Raw genomic sequence first — 20159 nt, forward strand, 5'->3', positions numbered from 1 at the left:
TCGCATCGCTCCTAAGTCGGCTTATTCTTTGGATCCGTTGAAGAATTGCTGATGCTCTTCCAGCAGCTCCACGGTCAGCGGCTTCTCGAAGGTCATCGAGTATGCAGGTTTGTTGACTTCATCGACGGTCTCCCCTTCGTACAGGGCCACCGGGTAGTTCGCAATCAGATCTTTGCGGGCATCCTTTACGATGGTCTCGGCCATCTTCATCGCCAGATCCGTCGTTGCATTCTTCTTGTCCACGACCGCAACCGATTCGGTCAGCGAGAAGTTTCCTTCGACCGGATCCACGTAGTCAATCGGTGCACCGGTGGCTTTAGCCGCTACCGCCTGATGGCGAAGGCCAAACCCGGCCGCCACTTCGCCAGCCTGCACTTTCTTGATCGGACCGGAGCCCGAGCTCTCCAGATGCGGTCCCACGTTGGCGATCAGGTCATGAAGCACCTTACGTCCCGCATCTTCGCCGTATTGCGTAATAATGGCCTGAACGAGCAGCCAGCCGGTGGAAGAATCCATGATGTTCGGAATCGATACGAGTCCGCTGAATTCCGGTTTGGTCAGGTCGGTGATGGAGGTGGGCATCGGCAATCCTTTATCCTTCAGCACTTCCGTATTCACGAAGATGGAGCCGGTATTCGCCAGAATCGGCGTGTAATATGCCGGATAAGAATCGGTAGCGCCTGCGTCAAAGGCCAGATCCTTAAACATCGAATGCTTGCTCTGCGAGCTTTCGATGAAGTAGGAGCTCATGGTGACGAGATCCGCCTCGATTTTGTTCCCCTCCGCCATCAATTTGCCCCCAAGTTCGGAGGTGCCCAGGGATTGGACAAGATACTGTCCTTCATATCCGGCATTCTTCAACGAGGTCTCCATTGCCGCAACGGCTTCTTCATCCCCATTGGTGTAGATGACTACCTTCTTCGCTTCCCCCGCGCTGCCGCTGCCGCAAGCGGCCAAAGCAAACACCATACTGACTGCGATCAATGACAGCAGCATTCCCTTCAGCGTCTTCATCATGATTAACTCACTCCTTGAATGTTTTTATTGGCTTTAAAATAGGTTCAGTGCTTGATGTCCGCTGCGATACCGTATCGTACCTCCGATCTAGAAATCCGCAGACAAAGGCGAACGCATTGGCTTCTCCAGTACGATACGTCCTCTCCGCTGGGTGTTCGAGTATGTTTTTCCCCAACCACAAATCCGGCATCGTAGCGGACAGGCGTGATGGGGCAGCTTTAGCGATGCGCCGTTCTCCTCTGCCATGCGTCGCACACCATCTTGATGATCAGATTCGTGAAGAAGATCAGCATCGACAGCACGAAGATCTCATTAAACTTGGCGAAATGCTGCAGCTCTTTGATTTTGCTGGCGACGAGCGACGTCTGGGCCGATACGAGAAAAATGATGCCGCTGATCGTCACCATGGCGTTGATGAAATAGTAGCTGAACATCTCGATGACGGTTGAGGCCGAGTTCGGCAGGATCACCCGATACACGGTCTTGAACCAGCTGTCCCCCAGCAGTTCTCCCGTGGTTTCCCAGGAGGGATTCATCTTGGACAGAGAGTTCTTGGCCATCAGGTACGGCGTCGTAAAGAAATGAACGATGTTGCACAGAACGATAATGATAAAGGTTCCCTTCAGGCTGCTCCCGTTAAAGAAGAGCAGGTAGGATATCCCCAGCACCATGCCGGGCACCGTATTGGTTATCATGGATACGATGTCTACCGCGGACCGGGCTTTTAACGATGTTCGCACATTGAGCAGCGCGGATAAGTACGCCATCAAGGTACCGAACAGCGCCGTCAAGAAGGCGACCCAGAGCGAATTGCGATATACCCCCGTCAAGTCACTCGATTGAATCACATCCCGCACATGCTGGAACGTGAAGGTCATGTCATAGGGGTAACTGCTCAACCAAGGAGCGATGAACATCACCGCAAAAATGGACAGCATGCCCGTCACAATGGCCGACGACATCACGCCGAAGGCGATATCCCGAACGCGCTGCCGCGGCAGCTCGATATCCGACAGCTTGTCATAGTGGAAATTCCACTTTTCCAGATAATTCAGCAGCCAGATGCCGAACACGGCCGGAATCAGCATCATCACCGCAATGACAGCGCCTTGATTGAAGTCCGGAATGGAACCCAGCATCACCTGGTACAGCTGCGTCGCCACGACCGGATAGGTACCGCCGACGGAAGCCGGAATGCCAAAATCCGTAAAGCTTAAGATAAAGGACAGCACAAAGGCCCCGCCAAGGGCTCCCGCAAGGGGACGCAAAATCGTATTCATGAAACTTCTCATCGTGCCGTCACCCATTAACTTGGATACGATGATGAATTTTTTATCAATGTACTTAAACGCGTTATGAATCAGCAGGAATACCGGCGGCAGCGTGTAAATGACGTAGCCGATGAGCAGCCCGTTCCATCCGTAGATATCGAACAGATTGCGCCCGGCAAGCCGGGTGATCAAGCCCTGGTTACCGAACGAATACATGATGGCGAACCCATAGGTAATGGTCGGAAGCAGCATGGGGACCATGATGACGGTTTTCAGCAGGCCTTTGACGGGCCGGTATATTTTGGTGCAATGAATGGAATACGCGAGTATGAACCCCAGAACGGTCGTGATCACGGCCGTTACGCCCGATACCTTCACGCTGTTGCCGATCGCCGCGACGAATTCCCGATTCGCCCCTATGGATGCATAGTGTCCAAGGGTAAATCCCTGATCGGATCCGAAGGACCGGATCAGCAATATGAGCAGCGGCAGGAACAGAAACACGGCGAACAATAACAGGATAACGGTAAAGATAACCCGCATTTCCGGCTTCGCGCTACGCATACTGTTCACCGAACAGGTTGTAGATGTTCTGCCTTTTGATATGCAGCTGCTTGATAATGAACTGCTTCACAAAATCATTGCTCGGATGATGGACAATCTCCTGGGGCGTGCCGAATTGGGCAATCTGTCCCTGATGGATGATCAGGATTTTGTCCGAGAGCGTCAGCGCCTCTTCCGGGTCATGCGTCACAATGATCGTGGTCAGCTTGAATTCCCTGGCGATCGACTGGATCCGCTGCTTGATCGATTCCTTGATCACGCCGTCCAGCGCGCTGAGCGGCTCATCGAGCAGCAGGATTTTCGGTTTCGTGACCAGCGTTCTGGCCAGGGCCACCCTCTGCTTCTGTCCCCCTGACAGTTCGCCGATCCGCTTGTCCAAGTGGGGCTGGAGCTCCAGAAAATCGATATATTCCCGGACCTCTTGTTCGCTCACGGTTCCCTTCTTATTGCGCAGGCCGTATACGATATTGTCGTAGGCATTCAAGTTCGGGAATAAGGCATAGTCCTGAAACACGATATTAAATCCCCGCTTCTTCATCGGTACGTTGCTCAGATCTTGACCCTGGAACACGATTTTTCCCTGATCCATTCGGGTGAGTCCCAAAATAATATTCAGCAATGTGGTCTTCCCGCTCCCGCTCGGACCTAGCAGCGATACAATCTCGCCGGTGCCGATTTCTACGTTGATGTCATCCAAAACCACTTTATCGTCGAATTGTTTGCAAATATGCTCTAGCTTCAGCAAACGGCTCACCTCCTTAAACACATCCTCAGTATAGAAACCATATGTAAATAAGAATCATGGGAACTGTTAAATGTAAGTAAATTATGCATATATCATTCATAAATCAATACTAACTATTGACCATATTCACTCAAAACTGATGCCTAACTTATGAATAATGTAGGTAACTCTATTGAACATGGCCGTGCGAATCGGTAAACTAGACATGAATACAGGCATCAACCACTAAGGCGGATTGAATGGGTGAGCGAATGTTTCCATTGGAGAGGCAAAAGAAAATACTTGAGCTGCTTACGATTCGAAAAGTACTGAAGATCACGGAGCTTACGGAAGAGCTGAACGTCTCCGTGGATACGCTGCGACGGGATTTGAACACCCTGACCAAGCAAGGGCGGATTGAGAAGATCTATGGCGGGGTGAAGCTCGTGGAGTCCCGGTTCGGCGAATCCTCCATGGATGAGCGCATGGTCAGCCAGCTGGAAGAAAAGGACCGGATCGCCCGCAAATGTAGCGAATTCGTTCATGACGGCGACTGCATCTACATCGACAGCGGCTCGACCACGTACCAAATCGCCAAATACGTGAAGCATAAGAAGAAGCTGACGGTGGTTACGAATTCACTTCCGGTTGCGATCGAACTGATGGACAGCGACGTGGAACTGATTATGATCGGCGGCAAAATCCGGCGGGAGGAGCAATCCGTCGTCGCGTATGAATACATCTTCAACTTTCATGAGCTGAATGTGCTGAAGGCGTTTATATGCTGCAGCGGCATCACCATCGAAAAAGGCATCTCCGACTACAACCTGGAAGAAGCCATCACGCGCAAAAAAATGATCGAGCTGTCCAAAGAGGTGATTGTCATGGCGGACAGCACCAAGTTTGGCAAAGACGTTACCATTTCCATCGCTCCGCTCGACAGAATCGATACCATCGTGACGGATGCGAACGTCCATCCCAGCTTTATTCCAACTTTCAAGAAAACCAATACAACGCTTGTGATTGCAGATGAATAGAATAGAGAATCACAACAAAAACGGACATTACCGATCGCCGAATGACAGCGAGTATGGGAACGTCCGTTTTTTTATTTCACACTGGCGGAGACCGGTGCTAGCTTATATGTATCGGGCCTTTTCCAGTATCCTGCATCCATAAGAATTAATCTTCTCTTTACATGCATCTCCATCTCTTTATTATGTGGATGACGGACCAAGCCCTCTTTGTAAGCGGTTGTACATTAGGAGGGAAGTCCATATAATGATGAAGGAATGAAAATCAGGATATTTTTGTTATGTTCTGCGACACCATGCAGGTAGAGGAGGAATCTGATTATGAACGTTGGATCAGCACGAGCAGCCGCAACGGATTGGGTCTTGCAGCATGCCAGCAGGGAGCCTGGATTCATGGGTGCCTATTTCAGCGGCTCCACGGTCGGCAAGCCGGACGATGCCCAGATGGCTCCGTCATCAGACATTGACGTCGTTGTAGTCACCGCGGATCCGAAGCCCCCGCTGAAACCGGGGAAGTTTATCTACCAGGACGCCTTGATCGAGGTCACCTATCTGTCCTGGCAGGACCTTGCTTCGCCCGAGCAAGTATTAACGTCTTACCATCTGGCCGGCAGCTTCCGCGTAGACACCCTAATGTCCGACCCGACCGGGCAGCTGCGCAAGCTGCAGACGGACGTCTCGCGGCATTTTGCCGACCGGATCTGGGTCACCCGCCGCTGTGAGAACGTGCGCGAACGTATCTTGAACGGCCTCCAATCCATAGATCCTTCCGCTCCTTGGCATCGCCAGGTGACCTCGTGGCTGTTTCCTACCGGCGTAACCACCCATATGCTTCTGGTCGCCGCGCTTCGCAACCCCACGGTCAGACTCCGCTATGCGGCAGTTCGCGACGTGCTGAAGGAATATAACCAAGAGGAGGTCTACGAGGAGCTGTTACGTTTGCTGGGCTGTAAAGACATGTCTGCCGAGCAAGCCATGAATCATCTCAACGGACTGGCCCGCACCTTCGACGCCGCTGCTGCGATTGCCAAGACGCCCTTCTTCTTCAGCAGTGACATTACGCCGGAAGCAAGACCGATTGCCATTGACGGCAGCCGCGAGCTGATCCTAAACGGAAGCCATCGGGAAGCCGTCTTCTGGATGGTGGCCACCTTCGCCCGCTGCCACAACATCTTGGAGGTTGACGGGACTCCTGAATTTCAGGAGGAGTATGTACCCGCTTTCGATGCGATTCTGGCCGATCTCGGCATAACGTCCACCGATGACCTGCTCCAGCGGGCCGAAGAGACCCTCCGTTTCCTGCCGAAGCTGTGGGATGTCACGGTAGGCATTCTGGATGCCAATCCGAATGTATCCGGCGGCGAAGAATCAACCTCATAACTCCTATTTTCATATAGAAAAGCCCACGCCAGGATTCGTTCCTGGCGTGGGCTTTGTATTAGCGGACTTCCTGCTCCAGCGGCAGGTAAAACCGGTGCTCCTCTTGGTCTTTGGCAAAGCCGACCGACTGATAAAGTGACAACGCCGTATCATTGGCTGCCTTTACTTGCAGCTTGACCGTGGCGGACCCATGCGCCTGAAGATAAGACATGGCACGGCAAAGCAGATATTTGGCGATCCCCCGCCGTCTCCGCGGTTCCCGCACAAACACATCTTCAATCACGCCATCCCCCTCCTCCTGCCATGCCATGGTACTGCCGACGATCGTATCCCCTTCCAGAACATTCATGGCGATCCAGTTGGAATGCGCCTTATATTCCCGTAATCGTTCGAGACCCAGCGGCGCTTCCGGCCAAATTTCAGCTTCGAGCTTTAGATACTCCACTTCCTCTTCCGCAGACTCGATCCTCCACAATCGATTTTGATAGCGATCATCTAACGGCAAGGCAGGAATAGGCTCCTCCAACGATCGTTTCATGGCATAAAGGTTCTCCAGCGGCTGAAACCCCTTCTTCTCCGTAAAAAAAGCATTATTTGCGCTCTCATGGACATAATTGCCCACGCACAAATACGTCTCGTACGTCTTCGGCAAAGTCCTCATTAAGACAACCGCCCGTTCATACAGGACCTGATACAATTCGTCCAAAAGGTCGAAATCCCGCTCACGATGCGGAACCGCCTTGAGATTCACGTAAATATGATGCCTGCAGTTCGGGGCACATCCCGGCGGAATCACGTTTATGATCCCGACCTGACCCTTAGCTACCATCTTCCCGTCTTCGATAGCGCAGAACACGTTTTCCCAATTCTCCCGGTCACCCACCCACCAGAACAGCGCATTCTCGGCGGATACCGCCTGATATAACTCGCCTAGGAGAGGCATGTCGCCCTGCCCAAAACTACGAATGATTCTTTCGCTCAAATGAATGTCACCAGCCTTTGCGTTCATTGTAAGGCGATCGGAGTGCCAACAACAGAGAAAAAACAACTATAGACAAACAAGCCGCTTTTTCAAACAACGATCTCCATATAATGGGTGTACAATAATAATATTACGTAATATAATAATTACGTAATATCATAATACTCAAAAGCGAGGTTGATGATTCCCCATGACACGTGACCTGATCCAAGAGATGGATGTCTTAAAGAATCAAATGGCGGAGCTGCAGCAGCTTGTTTATCAAGCTCTTATGGAACGAAAACCTGCATCCGCATCAAATCCATACCGCCAAGAAATCGCAACAGCGCCCACCATAAATGAACCCAATCCCGAAGACGGCTCTGTCTTCTACTCCGGGCAGGTGCACCTGAACGGACAAAACATCCGCTGGGAGCCACAGCAACGCCGATTAAATCAATTGCTGGACATGAATACCGAGAAGGCGGCCAAAATCCTCGCTGCCCTGGGCAACAAGCAGCGCCTGGATATTTTGAAGGCCGTCATGGCGGAGCCGCTATCGGGCTCCGAGCTGGTGGAACGGTTGAACATGGGGACGACGGGTCAGCTGTATCATCATCTCAAGGCGCTGCTCGGCGCAGACCTGCTCGTCCAGGAGCAGGGGGGCCGCTACGCTCTTCCCCAGCATCGAAGCCTGCCGTTCCTGCTGCTGTTGTCCGCTGCCGGCGATCTGCTCGATGCCAGCGATTACCTGGAGATGTCGGAAACCCGCAACAATGCAGGGATGTACTTCGGGCCCTCGCATGGCTTTGATATTCATCAGCTGCTTTGGGCCGTGGTGGAAAATTCGATTTTGGAGCATACGAGCGGGTATGGCGATCAGATCGGCATTTTCCTGCATGAGGATGGCAGCGTGACGGTAACCGACAACGGAAGAGGCATTCCGGTGCAGGCCCTCCCGAATTCCGATGTCCCCGTTGTGCAGTCGATTCTGACCGATGTCCACCGCTTCAACAACAGCGCGCACTTTCTGGTTCCCGGCGCGGAAAAAGGCATCAGCATTGCCGTGGTCAACGCCCTTTCCAAGCAGCTGTCCGTGGAAATTCGGCGTGACGGGAACATATACCGGCAGGAATACCGGCACGGCATACCGCAGACGGGTCTTTTGACGGTTGGTTTGACTCAAGAGACGGGAACCAGCGTGACGTTCAAGCCCGAGCCGGAATTGTTCAGCTCGGCCTTTGAATTTGACCGCATCCTCGAGCGCAAGGACGCGATTGCCGCGGATTATCCTGCACTTGCCCTGACCATTCGGAACACCGCTGAATAAAGTGGATTTTCGAAGCGGTCCTAATTTGTATACTTTGCTTTTTTTGCAGCAGCAGCATATTGGGTCGACAGGCATTCCAAGCATATCCCGGCCACGTGCCGTGCGCACAGGGAGTAGTTTCGCACGATGTATGAATGCCTGATATCCGGTACACCGAGTGCCTGCGCCCCTATGCTATACTGAGCTTGAACGAACGCTAATCGAGGTGATATAGAATGCTGGAACGTTCTATGGAGAATGTAATGGAATCCGAACAGGAAAGGGGCTGGTGCGATTAAAATATAAAACGAAACGAGGACGTACACATGAATACGCGAGATACGGTAATGAGCGAAGGTTTTGCATTGAATGTTTCCATTCGCGGAAACGGCAAGCCCATATTGGTGGTGGGAAGCAGCGTTTACTACACCCGCTTGTTTTCGGAGCAGCTTTATACGTCATTTCAATTGATTTTCCTGGACCATCGAGGCTTTGTGGAGCCTCCTCGGACACTGGAACCGGAAGACTATACGCTGAATAAGGTTCTGGATGATATCGAAAGGGCAAGACAAGCGCTGGGACTGGAGGATTTTATCATATTGGGGCATTCAGGACACGCCTTTATGGCGCTGGCGTATGCCCAAACCTTTCCGGAACACGTCCGCAAGGTGATCCTGCTGAATACGGCACCCTCCAATAGTTCGGAGAGGCAGCAGCAGAGCATCGCTTTTTTCAATGAGACGGCAAGTCCTGAGCGGAAACGGCAGTTCGAAGCGGATATCGCCCTGCTGGAGGAGGATATCCGAAGGGAGCCTGAACGGCGGTTTGCTCATATGTGCATTCGGATGGGAGCCCACAGCTTTTATGATTATGCCTATGATGCGGCTTGGATGTGGGATGGTGTCTTCACCAGCATGCCCGTCTTGGATCATTTATGGGGAGAAGCCTTCGCGCGGCTGAATCTGATCGATTCCCTGGAAGAGGTGGATATCCCCGTTTTCATCGGTCTTGGACGGTACGACTATTTGGTCGGCCCCGTGTCGCTATGGGATGCCGTAGACGGCTCGCAAGCAAACGTGAGAAAGGTCGTTTTTGAGCAAAGCGGCCATAATCCGATGTTCGAGGAGCCTGAGCTTTATAACGCCGTCTTGACGGATTGGATTCACGAAACGGATCGCTGATCTTGTAAAAGCTTGAATGAAGAGGAGCCCGCGGCATTCCCGCTGGGCTCCCTTTGTATTTACTGGTCTTCAAGCGGCGCACTCTCGCTTCATAAAGCTTCAAAGGCGCATTGTCCGATGCTCTACTCGCTCAAAGTCGCTCTTTTGGGGTCGGATGCGGACACTGGTTCCGCTATTTACTGATATTCGGGCCTCTCTTGGGCCAATATGCGGGTATGGACCCGCCATTCGCTGATTTTCGTTCCTTTTTGAGTCCATGCGGACACTGGTTCCGCTATTTACTGATATTCGGGCCTCTTTGGGGCCAATGCGGACACTGGTTCCGCTATTTACTGATTTTCGTTCCTTTTTGAGTCCATGCGGACACTGGTTCCGCTATTTGCTGATATTCGGGCCTCTTTTGGGCCAATAAGCGGATATGGATCCGCCATTTGCTGATTTTCGTTCCTTTTTGAGTCCATGCGGACACTGGTTCCGCTATTTACTGATATTCAGGTCTCCTTTGGGCCAATGCGGACATAGGATCCGCCATTCGCTGATTTTCGTTCCTTTTTGAGTCCATGCGGACACTGGTTCCGCTATTTACTGATATTCGGGCCTCTCTTGGGGCCAATAAGCGGGTATGGATCCGCCATTCGCTGATTTTCGTTCCTTTTTGAGTCCATGCGGACACCGGTTCCGCTATTTACTGATATTCGGCCTCTTTGGGGCCAATGCGGACATAGGATCCGTTAATGCAGCTTTTACACGGTTGAATCCCAGTAAATTTTGAATATAGCGGATCTCCTGTCCTCAAATCGCTGCAATATGGCTAAAAACATAGAAATAACGGAACCATTGTCCTCCAAACGTCACAAATCCTGACCCATCCAAACCGCAAACCTCCATCACTCACGCGACGTTGCTTCATCAGTTTTCGCCCATTGCCAAAATCCCCCTACTACTCTGCTCCATTGTTTCTCGACTCTTGATACTTTGCACCCCCGATCCCAAACTCTTGTTACTCTGCTTCACCGCACCGCTCCTGGACTCTTGTTACTTTGCTTCCTTGATCCCCGACTCTTGATACTCTGCTTCATCGATCCTCGCCTCTTGATACTTCGTTCCTTTGCTTCCTCAATCCTGGACTCTTGTTCCTTTGCTTCCTCGATCCTCGACTCCCGATACTTTTCTTCCTCGATCCTCACACTCTTGTTAATTTGCTCCATCGATCCTCGGCTCTTGATACTTTGCTCCATCGATTCCCGACGTGATACTCTGCTTCATCGATCCTCGCCTCTTGATACTTTGTTCCTTTGCTTCCTCGATCCTCGACTCCCGATACTCTGCTTCCTCGTTCCTCGACTCTTGATACTTTCCTTCCTGACTCCGCGACTCTCGATCCCTAGACCCCTTGATCTCTACACACATCGCAGGGCTCAGACACGAATACGAATCGCATCATGACGACGATAGCTCCCACCCTCCTGCTGGACCTGACCCGCTGGGTGGACCACGGAGAGTTCCCCCATTAAAGGGACAGCTCCCCCAGCCGACGGCTCTCCTCCTCAATCCGGCTTGGATCGATCCGCTCAAACAACAGCTCCACCCCATGAATCGGCCTGCCGGCCGGAACGTGGCACCACTTCCACGCAGGCGGCTCCAGCGAGAGAAAGTCGCGTATCCTATCGCAAGAGAACGGAATGAACGGCTGCAGCAGGTTTGCCAGATTGGCCATAATCAGAATGCAAGTGTACAGCGTGGTCCCACAGGCGGCTCGATCCTCCTTGACCTGAATCCACGGCTTCCGTTCATCAAAATATTTGTTTGCCTGGCGCACCACGCTGAAAATCAACTCCAACGCTTCTTTCAGTCGACCCTCCTCAATAAGCGCCCCGGCCTGTCGGTACAGTTCCTCCACCCGGCCCTGCCACTCATCGGATATGCTGCCCTCAGGCACTTTCCCGTCAAACGATTTGTTCGCAAACACCAGGGTCCGGTTGACCAAATTCCCGAACGCGCCAAGCAGCTCGCCATTATGGCTGTGAATGAACTCCCTCCAGGAGAAATCCGCATCCCGCTTCTCGGGACCGTTCGCAAGGAGGAAATAACGAACCGAGTCCGGCTGATACCGGCTTAACAAATCCGGCACCCATATGGCCCAATTGCGACTGGTCGAGAATTTCTTCCCTTCCAGTGTCATGTATTCGCAAGAAATGATCCGATCCGGTTGATGCAAATCCCCGGCTCCCTTAAGAAGCGCAGGCCAGATCAACGTATGAAACGGGATATTGTCCTTTCCATGAACATAGTAGGCGGTCACCTCGCCCGGCCCCTTGCGCCAAAAGGACTCCCAATCGCCGCCCGTCTCCGCGGCCCACTGCTTGCTGGCGGACAAGTAGCCGCTGACCGCTTCGATCCAAACATAGATTTTCTTATCCTCGAAGCCCGGAACCGGGACGTTCACGCCCCAGGTCAGATCCCGCGTAGCCGCCCGATCCTGAAGTCCTTCCTCCAAGTATCTTCGGGTCATGTGCACGGCATTATCCCGCCAGCCTTGGGCGTTGCTCAAATCATCCGCCAGCTCAGCTTGGAAATGCGACAACGATACATAAAAATGCTCGGTGGGCCGCTCCACCGGCGGGTTCCCGCAAATTTTGCAGGTCCTGTTCGTCAGATCGGACGGATCAAGCATCGTGGAACAGGCATCGCATTGATCCCCGCGGGCCCTGCTCCCGCATACGGGGCAATCTCCTTCCACATAACGATCCGGCAGAAACCGCCGATCGGTTTCGCAATACGTTTGCAGCACGGTTTTACGGTACAGATGGCCGTTGTCCAGCAGCTTCAGGAACAGCTCCTGTACCACGCCATGGTGAAACGCCTGATCGGTTCGCGTGTATAAATCGTAAGAGAAACCCAGCTGTGCAAAGCACTCCGCAAACTCCGCATGGTACCGATCGGCAATATCCCCTGGCGTCACGCCCTCTTGAATCGCTTGCACCGCCACCGGCGTGCCGTGGCAATCGCTGCCGGATACGTACAGGACGCGATCGCCTTTCGCGCGGAAATAACGCGCCAACACGTCGCCGGGCAGGAGACTGGCAAGCCGCCCCAAATGTAAAGATCCGTTGGCATAAGGCCAGGCACCGCCGATAAAAATGTTCGTCATGTCGTTCATCCTCCTTTTTTATGGACAACAAAAAAAGCCCTCATCCCAAAGGGACGAGAGCTTACGGCTCACGTGGTACCACCCAATTTCATTCATGCCTTGCGGCATTCACCTCTTCGGGTACGACGCCAATATATCGCGTGTATACCCTAGCACGGTAACGGGTGCGGGTTCCGGCACAGCCTACAACCCCAAGCAGGGTTTCGGTGCACAGCTCAGAGGCCATATTCCCGAGGCTCCTTCTTTACCCCTTTTCACCTGCCGGGGCTCTCTGTTCAAAGACGCTGCCAAGGTACTCTTTCTCTTCATTGCTTTTGTCTCGCGTTATTCAAGTTACTGGAAATCATACTCGAATTTCACAGAAGAAGTCAAGGGGACGAATGCGCAGCTTTTCTTGCTCTTTCCCGGCCGTCCCGTATCGCTCCCAGCTTCTTGCCCAGCATCATTTTAAGCTTCTTGCGGGCTCTGCTCATGCGGTTCCGGACATTTTCGGGCTCAATCTGCAGCACCTCCGCAATTTCTAAGGTGTTGAAATCCTCGTAATAGTACAAATACATCGGTTGTCTTAAGGTTTCGGGCAGCCTAAGCACGGCAGACAACAGCTCGTCATGGTTTTCTTCGCTGTACATTATCGATTCAGGCACCTGTACGGCGCACTCGCTTAAACGATTCTCAGCCAAAAGATCCATTCATTTCAACTCCTTTTTCCCGTAGATGGATATGGATCGGTTCTTCCTTGTGCCCGTTAGTTCAAATTACGGGCTCTTTTCTTGACCGGCTGAAATTGCCTTCTCTTCGTTGGGAAGAAGCGTGCCAACAAACGTACCCGATCATGCGTATATTTCCAGGCCTCTCCGGCCTCTCGATCCAACTCCGCCTGCTGCTGCTTGATCAGAGATTCCACAACGAACCAATTGGTCATATCCAGTCACTCCTCTTCCCTCGCTCGTTAGTTCATATTTTTTTGAACTAAATATTTAAGTTCAATTATATATGAACTAATAAAAAGTTCAATATTTATTTTCCTTGGGATGTGGTATCATAAAAATGGAATAATGAGTGCTTGGAGGAGAGGATGATCATGACTCATATCAGAGTTGACTATTCGCCTGTTCACGAGCTGGTAACCAGCTTGTTCACATATGCAGATAATAAAAACCAAATGCATGATCTAGGGAATAAATGGAGGAAGGAAATTCAGAAGAATCTGCCCGCGTCTTTTACGGATAAGCTGGAAGAGCTGGACCTGTGCGAGATCGTTGCTTATCTGCACCTGGTTATCGTAGACAGCCCGAAAAAAGACAACATCGAGCGTTTTCTTGCCTGGTTTGCCGATTTAGGAGAAGGGCAATTGTACGAAATCCTAGCGCCTTATCTAGAAGGCGGATTTCCGATGGGGCTGAAAACATTCCGCGATCAGAGCCTTGAGATCATGACGGAGTGGCACCGGGCCTATACGATCTTGCCTGAGATTCACGACCTGCTGGGGCGTTCCGCCGCCCGCATGGAGCAGCGGAGCCGGGAGCTTTCCTGTATTGATCTGATCGATGAGGCAACGAACGGGATCGTGCTCGATCTTGAAGACGAATATAGCGCCATTCTTCTCATCCCTACTTATCACATCAAGCCGTTAAACCGGATGGACGAAGTGGGCAATCAACAGCTCATTATCAGTTATGCCGTAGACGATGAGCAGCAGGACGAGGATACGCCGACCAACCAGCTGCTGCGCATGACCAAGGGATTGGCTGACGAGAAGAGGCTCGTGCTGCTGCACATTCTCGCTGACGGCCCCGTCACGTTTACGGAGCTGCAGCAGAAGACCGGACTTTCCAAGAGTAACCTGCACTACCACCTTTCCTTGCTTAAAACCGCGGGTCTTTTGCGCATGCACTTCAAAATGCCGAATGAACGATATAAATACAGCGCAAGACCGGAATCCTTCACTCAGCTCAAGTCTTTCCTGGAGTCTTACGTGTTCGGTCTGACAAAAGAATAAGCGTAACGTACTTTCCCGCACGATTTCGGGAACACAGCGACAGTCATGCAAGAACTACACGCAAAGAGGCTTCCCTCTTTAGGAAGCCGGTACAGGATGTAAGGCGAAATGGCGAGTATAAAATAGCCTGCCGCATTAATAAAAACATCGATCGATATCCCCGGAAGGCAGTCCGTATACCGGAACGGAGCGTTGTCTTGCGAGATCAGGACCATAAGCTCTAGAGGTTTATACGTTCCGTTCTCTAACGAAAAAAAGAAAAAGGCCTGGAACCATCGTTCCAGGCTTTTTATCATTCAGTTATAGAGGTCGCAGCTTTCAATCAGTTGCTGTTATAGAGGCCACCGCAGCCTCCAATCAGTTGCTCTCCATCTTGACTGTCAGCGCGCTCTTGGCCGGCATTTCCAGCTGCAACGCCTCTTCCCCGCGCAGCTGGATCGCCACGCTCTCCGAAGCCTCGCTGTCGTTGAACAACACGACGGCAATCGAGCCGTCCGTGTTCTTGAAGGCTACCGAACGGATGAACTCATGGCTGGTAGATGCCACACGCCGCGCTTTGGGACGGATCACCTTGCTAAAGTGCGCCAGCGCGTAGTAGTCCAGCGTATAGGTAAGCTCCTTCGTCTGCTGATTCACCGTCACGATGCCGCGGCAGGTGCTTTTGCCAAAGCCCGGCACGGTAGGTCCGTTCTTCTCGTCCAGTGCCATATTCCACAGCACGTAAGATTTACTGTGATTGCGGAGAATCTCGATTCCGGTCCGCATCACATTGGAGAAGGCTTGCTCAAACGGCGGAATCCACTCCCCGCCCGATCCTTCCGTAAAATGAACCTCTTTCCCCGGGAATGCCTCGAAGACTTCCGATTGGGCCGACGGCTTGCCGCCGTACCAGTGCCAGGCAACCCCATCCACCGCGTCGGCCGCTTGCTCAAATACGGTCAGCGGGTAGTCCGGCTTGTCCCAGTTATGGTCATAACAGAGAATCTTCGTACCGATGCCGTTCTTTACGAATTGCGGCTTCAGATGGTTCTTGATGAAATCGCTCTGTGCCTCGGGCAGCATGATCATGCCGGGGTAATGTCCCGGCGAGTATAATGCCTCGTTCTGCGGCGTGACGGCATAAATCGGCAGCCCGTTGGCTTCATACCCTTTGATGTAACGTACAAAATAATTAGCATATACCGAATAGTATTCCGGCTTCAGCTCTCCGCCGATCATCGACCCGCTCGTCTTCATCCAGCCGGGCGGGCTCCACGGGGAACCCATCAGCTTGACATCCGGGTTCAAGCGGAGCGCTTCCTTCAGGAGAGGAATGATATCTTTCTCGTCATGCGCAATGGAGAACTGCTCCAGCTCTACATCCGACTGGCCCTCAGGCATATCATTGTAGCTGTAGAAGTCACGCGCGTAATCCGATGCCCCCATCGGCTGGCGGAGTACGGATAACCCGATCCCTTCGTTTGGATCGAACAGCTGCGTCATGAGCTCGGAACGCTGCTTCGTCTCCAGCACCTGATGGATCAAATAAGCAGCGGAGTCCGTGAAGGACGCGCCGAAGCCGTCCATCTCCTGAAACGTCTGCTCCTCATCGATGACAACCTTATGCTTCGCTGCACCCGTAGTTACGGGCATCAGCTGCGCCTTGTCTTTCTTCACGAATAATTCTTCTTCACCGTTTGATTGGTAGATGGTGATGTTCAGCATGTTGTTTCCCTCCAGGTTTCTTGTGTCTTCCTACCCATGGCCTACCGAAGATAACTTGGAAAGAGCCCCTCTCCTGTCAAGAAAGGGGCCCCTCCATCCATTAACGCAAACTTATTTCAGCCCCAGCTTCTCTTTGTTCGCCTTCATCTTCTCGTTGCGGACTTCGACGATTTTATCCCAGTTGTTATCGTCCAGGAACTTTTTATAATCGTTCAAGAGGCTATCGAAGGTTGCGTCGTCCTTCGAGCGAATCATGCTGACGAGCGTGGAGTTCCATTTCGTATTGATGGCCGTCAGGGAGCGCGCTTCCGGCGTGCCCTGATCCGGGTTGATATTCTCCAAAATAAAGTGCGGCGTCAGCTTGCCTTTGCCCCATTCCTGCATTTGCTTGATCGCATCCGGGAAAGCATCCCCGCTCAGCGCCTTGTGGCGGTCATGTCCGAAGAACATGAATTCGCCCATGCGGTAGTCCTTCTTGAACGTATCCGGATTGTTCATCTGAAGCTCCTTCACGTCTGGCAGGAATTCCACCGTTCCGTCCGCGTTCACTTGGTAAGTCTCGCCTTCGATGCCATAGTTCATCAGCATTTGTCCTTCTTCGCTTAACAGGTACGTGAAGAGCTGAATGGATTTGGCAGGGTCTGCGTTCTCTTTCGTGATAAAGCTGATCATCCAGCCCGTGATACCGGATTGGTTCAAAGTCGGCGCATGTCCGACCGTGCTTTGCGGTCCGTCAATTGCGATGTACTCTTTGCCCTTGTTGTTGCTGTAGAAGCTCTGCAGGTTTCCGCCCTGCTGCGGCGTGCCGTCCAGCATGATCGTTGCGTATTTGCCCGCCTTCACCTTCTCTTCAAAAGCCGTTCCGTCATCGGCAAAGCTGTCATCGCTGATCGCGCCGTCACGGTATACGGTATTGAACGCCTTCACCCAAGTCAGATAATCTTCATCCAGGTTCCGGTTATAGAAGCCGCCGTTCTCGTCTTCCAGCGGCACGCCGATGAAATCCTGCAGCACGTCGCCGAGCGAGCCCGTTCCTTCGCCGATGGAGTTGAAGCCCAGTGGAATCAGGGCAGGGAATTGCTTCTTGATATCCGCGAGAGCAGCCTGGAATTCCTCAGGCGTTCCCATCGCAGGCTTGCCGATAGCCTCGTACACGTCCTTGCGGATGATAAATGCCGTTTTGGCAGGAATGTTGCCGCTGTCATAGTCTTCCTGCGTATTGGAATAGTTCGGGTATCCGTACGTTTTGCCGTCCTTCAATTGGAACCAGTTGAGGGTATCCTGCGCCGCTACCTTATTGAAATAAGGGTCATATTTCTCGGCCAGATCGTTCAGCGGCAGCGCCCATGTAGCCGCTTTTTGCACGACCGGGGAGTTCGAGTCAAACGTCGTGATCAAATCCGGCATATCCCCACCGGCAAAAAACGTATTCAATTTGGTATCGTCACCCGTAATGAATTTGATATTGATATTCAGGTCTTCCTTGATCTTCTTGGTGACAACGTCCTTGCCGAAATCCGTGTTCCACCAGTCCGCATTCACGTACCAAGTCAGCTCGGTGGTCTCTTCTTTTTTGTCCAGCTGCCAAGCCGGCTTTTCCGGATCCGGCGTATACCGGTCCTCGATCGAAACCCAATTCTCCTTCTTGGAGCCGGAGCCCCCCGATCCGCCGCAGCCGCTCACAACCAGCACAACGGCCATCAAAGCCGTAAGCAGCGTAAGTCCTCTCTTACCCATAGCCTTGTTCATTAACATCCTGTAACCCTCCCTTTAAATAAAAGCGCTTTCTCAATAAACCCTTGTCTTTACAGGCGTGCTTCTGTTCCACTCCCTTAAAGAGCTGCGGCTTCGCTACTCTTTAACAGCTCCGAGCATCATGCCGGAGATAAAATATCTCTGTAATATTGGATACATCACAACAATCGGCAGCGTCGTCACGACAATTGTTGCTAGTTGGACCCCTTTGGTCGTCGTCTGAATCGCGACCGAACCGATATTTTGCATCGATTGGGTCTGGGACTGCACAATAATCTCATACAGCATCATCTGTAACGGATACAGCGCCTGATCCGTGATATACAATTTGGTGGTCATAAAATCGTTCCACTGCCCGACTCCGTTAAAGAGGGCAATTGTGGCCATAGCCGGCATGGAAAGAGGAATGAAGATGCTCAGGAATATTCTCCAGTCGCCCCCGCCGTCGATCTTTGCCGACTCTTCCAGCGAATCCGGCACGTTGCGGAAGAAGTTCATCAGAATGATAACGTCGTAAAAGCTTAACAGAGCCGGGATGATATAAACCCAGAAGCTGTTTAGCAGCCCCAAGTCTTTGATCAACAAGTATGTCGGAATCATGCCGCCCGAGAAAAACATGGTGACAACGCCCATCGCCACGTAAAACTTGCGGCCGCGGACGTATTTTTTACTCAAGCCGTAACCCACCATGGCACAGAAGAACACGTGCGTGATGACCCCGATCACGGTTTTGGCCACCGAGATGAAGAAGGCATTCCATATGTTGGCATCCCTGAACACGGCCTGATAATTCTCAAGGGAGAACTCGGTAGGCCAGAAGATGAACCCGCCCTCGGCAAGGGACCTGCCCGAGCTGAAGGATGAGACGACGACGTTCCATAACGGAACGACGATGATGATCGTAAACGTAACCAGTAGAATGATATTGATCGTATCAAAGATCCGGCTGTCGAGATCTCCTTTTGCTGCTTTGAAATTCACCGTTATACCCCCTTCTGCATGACCTATAGAACGGATTGATTATCGTTTAATTTACTGGTCACCTTATTCGCCGTAACGAGCAGAATGACGGAGATGATGGATACGCCCAAACCAACCGCTGTGGCATAGGAGAAATCTCCCTGCGTCATACCCATCCGGTACACGTACGAGTTAATGACTTCGGCCTTTTCCCGGTTCTGCGAATTCATGAGCACCAAGGTTTGATCCAGATTCGATCCCAATAAACCGCTTACAGTCAGGATCAAATTCAAGCTGATAATCATCTTCATGTTCGGCAGGGTGATGTTCCAGATTTGTCTCAAGCGACTGGCCCCGTCGATTCTTGCGGCCTCGTAGTAGGTAGGATCGATCTTGGCCATGATCGCCAGGTACAGAATCGTTCCCCAGCCGGCCTCTTTCCAAATATCCGACAGCGTCGCAATCCACCAATACTTGCTTGGATCAAGCAAAATGTTTTGCGGCTGCGAGATCAGCCCCAGAGCAAGCAATATTTCGTTGAACAAGCCGGATGTCGAGAACCAAGTAATGAGCATGCCGCCCAATACGATCCAGGACAAGAAGTGGGGCAGGTACGAGACAGTTTGGACGAATTTTTTGAAGCGCCCCATGCCAACCTCGTAAATCATAATGGCCAGAATAATCGGAATGACAAAGCCGATCGCCAATTTCAAGAAGCTGATGCCCAGCGTGTTGACGACGGAGTCCCAGAAATACTTGTCCGACATAATGATCTTGAAATTGTCCAGGCCAACCCACGGCGCGGAATCCAGCGTGTCGATAACGGTGTAATTTTTAAACGCAATCGTCAAACCGTAAATCGGTATGTAGCAGAAGATGAACATGAAGATGACGCCGGGAATGATCATCGATTGAAGCTCCCATTGCCGCTTGTAATCAATAAAAAATTCCTTGATCCTCTGCCCCATCGGCTTCTTCCCGGTGGGCTGAACCGCTCCCGTGCCGGTTGACTGAACTGCAGCTGTTTTGCTCACCTGCTTAACCCCCTTTGATCAAAAACGCTTCATAATAAAAACGTTTTTATTTTTCGCCAAAAAAACCCCGAATTTATAAAACCATTTTAAAAAAACCGTTTGATGCGATCCTTCC

At 51.8% G+C, this 20159-nt stretch carries 17 protein-coding genes; 5 read left to right on the forward strand and 12 right to left on the reverse strand.

Translation table 11 applies throughout. The features are described from left to right. Positions 1–21: 21 nt before the first annotated feature. The 3 genes from RB297_RS21170 to RB297_RS21180 all read right to left on the reverse strand — a co-directional run bounded on the left by RB297_RS21170 (position 22) and on the right by RB297_RS21180 (position 3597). Positions 22–1017, reverse strand: coding sequence for an extracellular solute-binding protein (locus tag RB297_RS21170; RefSeq protein ID WP_096774919.1), 996 nt, complete (start codon positions 1015–1017; stop codon positions 22–24). 218 nt (positions 1018–1235) lie between these two features. Next, positions 1236–2852: an ABC transporter permease subunit gene (locus RB297_RS21175; RefSeq protein WP_096774920.1), complete on the reverse strand. Its 1617-nt coding sequence runs from the start codon at positions 2850–2852 to the stop codon at positions 1236–1238. Then, positions 2845–3597: an ABC transporter ATP-binding protein gene (locus tag RB297_RS21180; protein WP_012818473.1), complete on the reverse strand. Its 753-nt coding sequence runs from the start codon at positions 3595–3597 to the stop codon at positions 2845–2847. The genes RB297_RS21175 and RB297_RS21180 overlap by 8 nt, the downstream gene beginning before the upstream one ends. 251 nt (positions 3598–3848) lie before the next feature. Between RB297_RS21180 and RB297_RS21185 the strand changes: the two genes are divergently transcribed. Next, a complete protein-coding gene (locus RB297_RS21185; protein WP_145040375.1) occupies positions 3849–4613 on the forward strand; it encodes a DeoR/GlpR family DNA-binding transcription regulator in 765 nt (254 codons plus the stop codon). A gap of 318 nt (positions 4614–4931) precedes the next feature. Continuing rightward, the gene (locus RB297_RS21190) at positions 4932–5990 is read left to right on the forward strand and encodes a hypothetical protein (protein WP_096774921.1); all 1059 of its coding nucleotides are present in this window, start codon (positions 4932–4934) and stop codon (positions 5988–5990) included. 58 nt (positions 5991–6048) lie between these two features. Here RB297_RS21190 and RB297_RS21195 read toward each other — a convergent pair whose 3' ends face one another. Continuing rightward, positions 6049–6933, reverse strand: coding sequence for a GNAT family N-acetyltransferase (locus tag RB297_RS21195; RefSeq protein WP_096774941.1), 885 nt, complete (start codon positions 6931–6933; stop codon positions 6049–6051). Between the two features lie 229 nt (positions 6934–7162). Here RB297_RS21195 and RB297_RS21200 point away from each other — a divergent pair, with 229 nt between their 5' ends. Together RB297_RS21200 and RB297_RS21205 are read left to right on the forward strand one after the other, a co-directional pair. Next, a complete protein-coding gene (locus RB297_RS21200; protein WP_096774922.1) occupies positions 7163–8281 on the forward strand; it encodes an ATP-binding protein in 1119 nt (372 codons plus the stop codon). A 305-nt stretch (positions 8282–8586) separates the two neighbouring features. Next, positions 8587–9441, forward strand: a complete 855-nt coding sequence (locus RB297_RS21205; RefSeq protein ID WP_375121369.1) for an alpha/beta fold hydrolase — start codon at positions 8587–8589, stop codon at positions 9439–9441. A 1510-nt stretch (positions 9442–10951) separates the two neighbouring features. Here RB297_RS21205 and metG read toward each other — a convergent pair. The 4 genes from metG to RB297_RS21225 all read right to left on the reverse strand — a co-directional run bounded on the left by metG (position 10952) and on the right by RB297_RS21225 (position 13514). After that, the gene (gene metG / locus RB297_RS21210) at positions 10952–12592 is read right to left on the reverse strand and encodes a methionine--tRNA ligase (protein ID WP_375121370.1); all 1641 of its coding nucleotides are present in this window, start codon (positions 12590–12592) and stop codon (positions 10952–10954) included. 88 nt (positions 12593–12680) lie between these two features. After that, complete coding sequence (locus tag RB297_RS21215; protein ID WP_192570074.1) at positions 12681–12818, reverse strand: hypothetical protein; 138 nt, start codon at positions 12816–12818, stop codon at positions 12681–12683. A 142-nt stretch (positions 12819–12960) separates the two neighbouring features. Then, entirely contained in the window at positions 12961–13281 is a 321-nt protein-coding gene (locus RB297_RS21220; RefSeq protein ID WP_096774927.1) for a sigma-70 family RNA polymerase sigma factor, read from the reverse strand. Positions 13282–13337: 56 nt separating this feature from the next. Then, entirely contained in the window at positions 13338–13514 is a 177-nt protein-coding gene (locus RB297_RS21225; RefSeq protein ID WP_176502469.1) for a hypothetical protein, read from the reverse strand. 159 nt (positions 13515–13673) lie between these two features. Here RB297_RS21225 and RB297_RS21230 point away from each other — a divergent pair, with 159 nt between their 5' ends. Beyond that, complete coding sequence (locus RB297_RS21230) at positions 13674–14591, forward strand: ArsR/SmtB family transcription factor (RefSeq protein WP_096774928.1); 918 nt, start codon at positions 13674–13676, stop codon at positions 14589–14591. 357 nt (positions 14592–14948) lie between these two features. Here the strand turns inward: RB297_RS21230 and RB297_RS21235 are convergent, their stop codons facing one another. The 4 genes from RB297_RS21235 to RB297_RS21250 all read right to left on the reverse strand — a co-directional run bounded on the left by RB297_RS21235 (position 14949) and on the right by RB297_RS21250 (position 20044). Continuing rightward, positions 14949–16295 (reverse strand): glycoside hydrolase family 30 protein, encoded by a 1347-nt coding sequence (locus tag RB297_RS21235; RefSeq protein ID WP_375121371.1) that lies wholly within the window; start codon positions 16293–16295, stop codon positions 14949–14951. A gap of 111 nt (positions 16296–16406) precedes the next feature. Beyond that, positions 16407–18050 carry a type 2 periplasmic-binding domain-containing protein gene (locus RB297_RS21240; RefSeq protein WP_012818462.1) on the reverse strand — a complete coding sequence of 548 codons (1644 nt, stop codon included), beginning with the start codon at positions 18048–18050 and terminating at the stop codon, positions 16407–16409. A gap of 96 nt (positions 18051–18146) precedes the next feature. Then, a complete protein-coding gene (locus tag RB297_RS21245; RefSeq protein ID WP_375121372.1) occupies positions 18147–19031 on the reverse strand; it encodes a carbohydrate ABC transporter permease in 885 nt (294 codons plus the stop codon). A 23-nt stretch (positions 19032–19054) separates the two neighbouring features. After that, positions 19055–20044: an ABC transporter permease gene (locus RB297_RS21250; RefSeq protein ID WP_277747506.1), complete on the reverse strand. Its 990-nt coding sequence runs from the start codon at positions 20042–20044 to the stop codon at positions 19055–19057. Positions 20045–20159: the final 115 nt, after the last annotated feature.

This window comes from Paenibacillus sp. CR_12 (genome assembly GCF_041953985.1).
GTDB lineage: Bacteria > Bacillota > Bacilli > Paenibacillales > Paenibacillaceae > Paenibacillus_AQ > Paenibacillus_AQ lautus_A.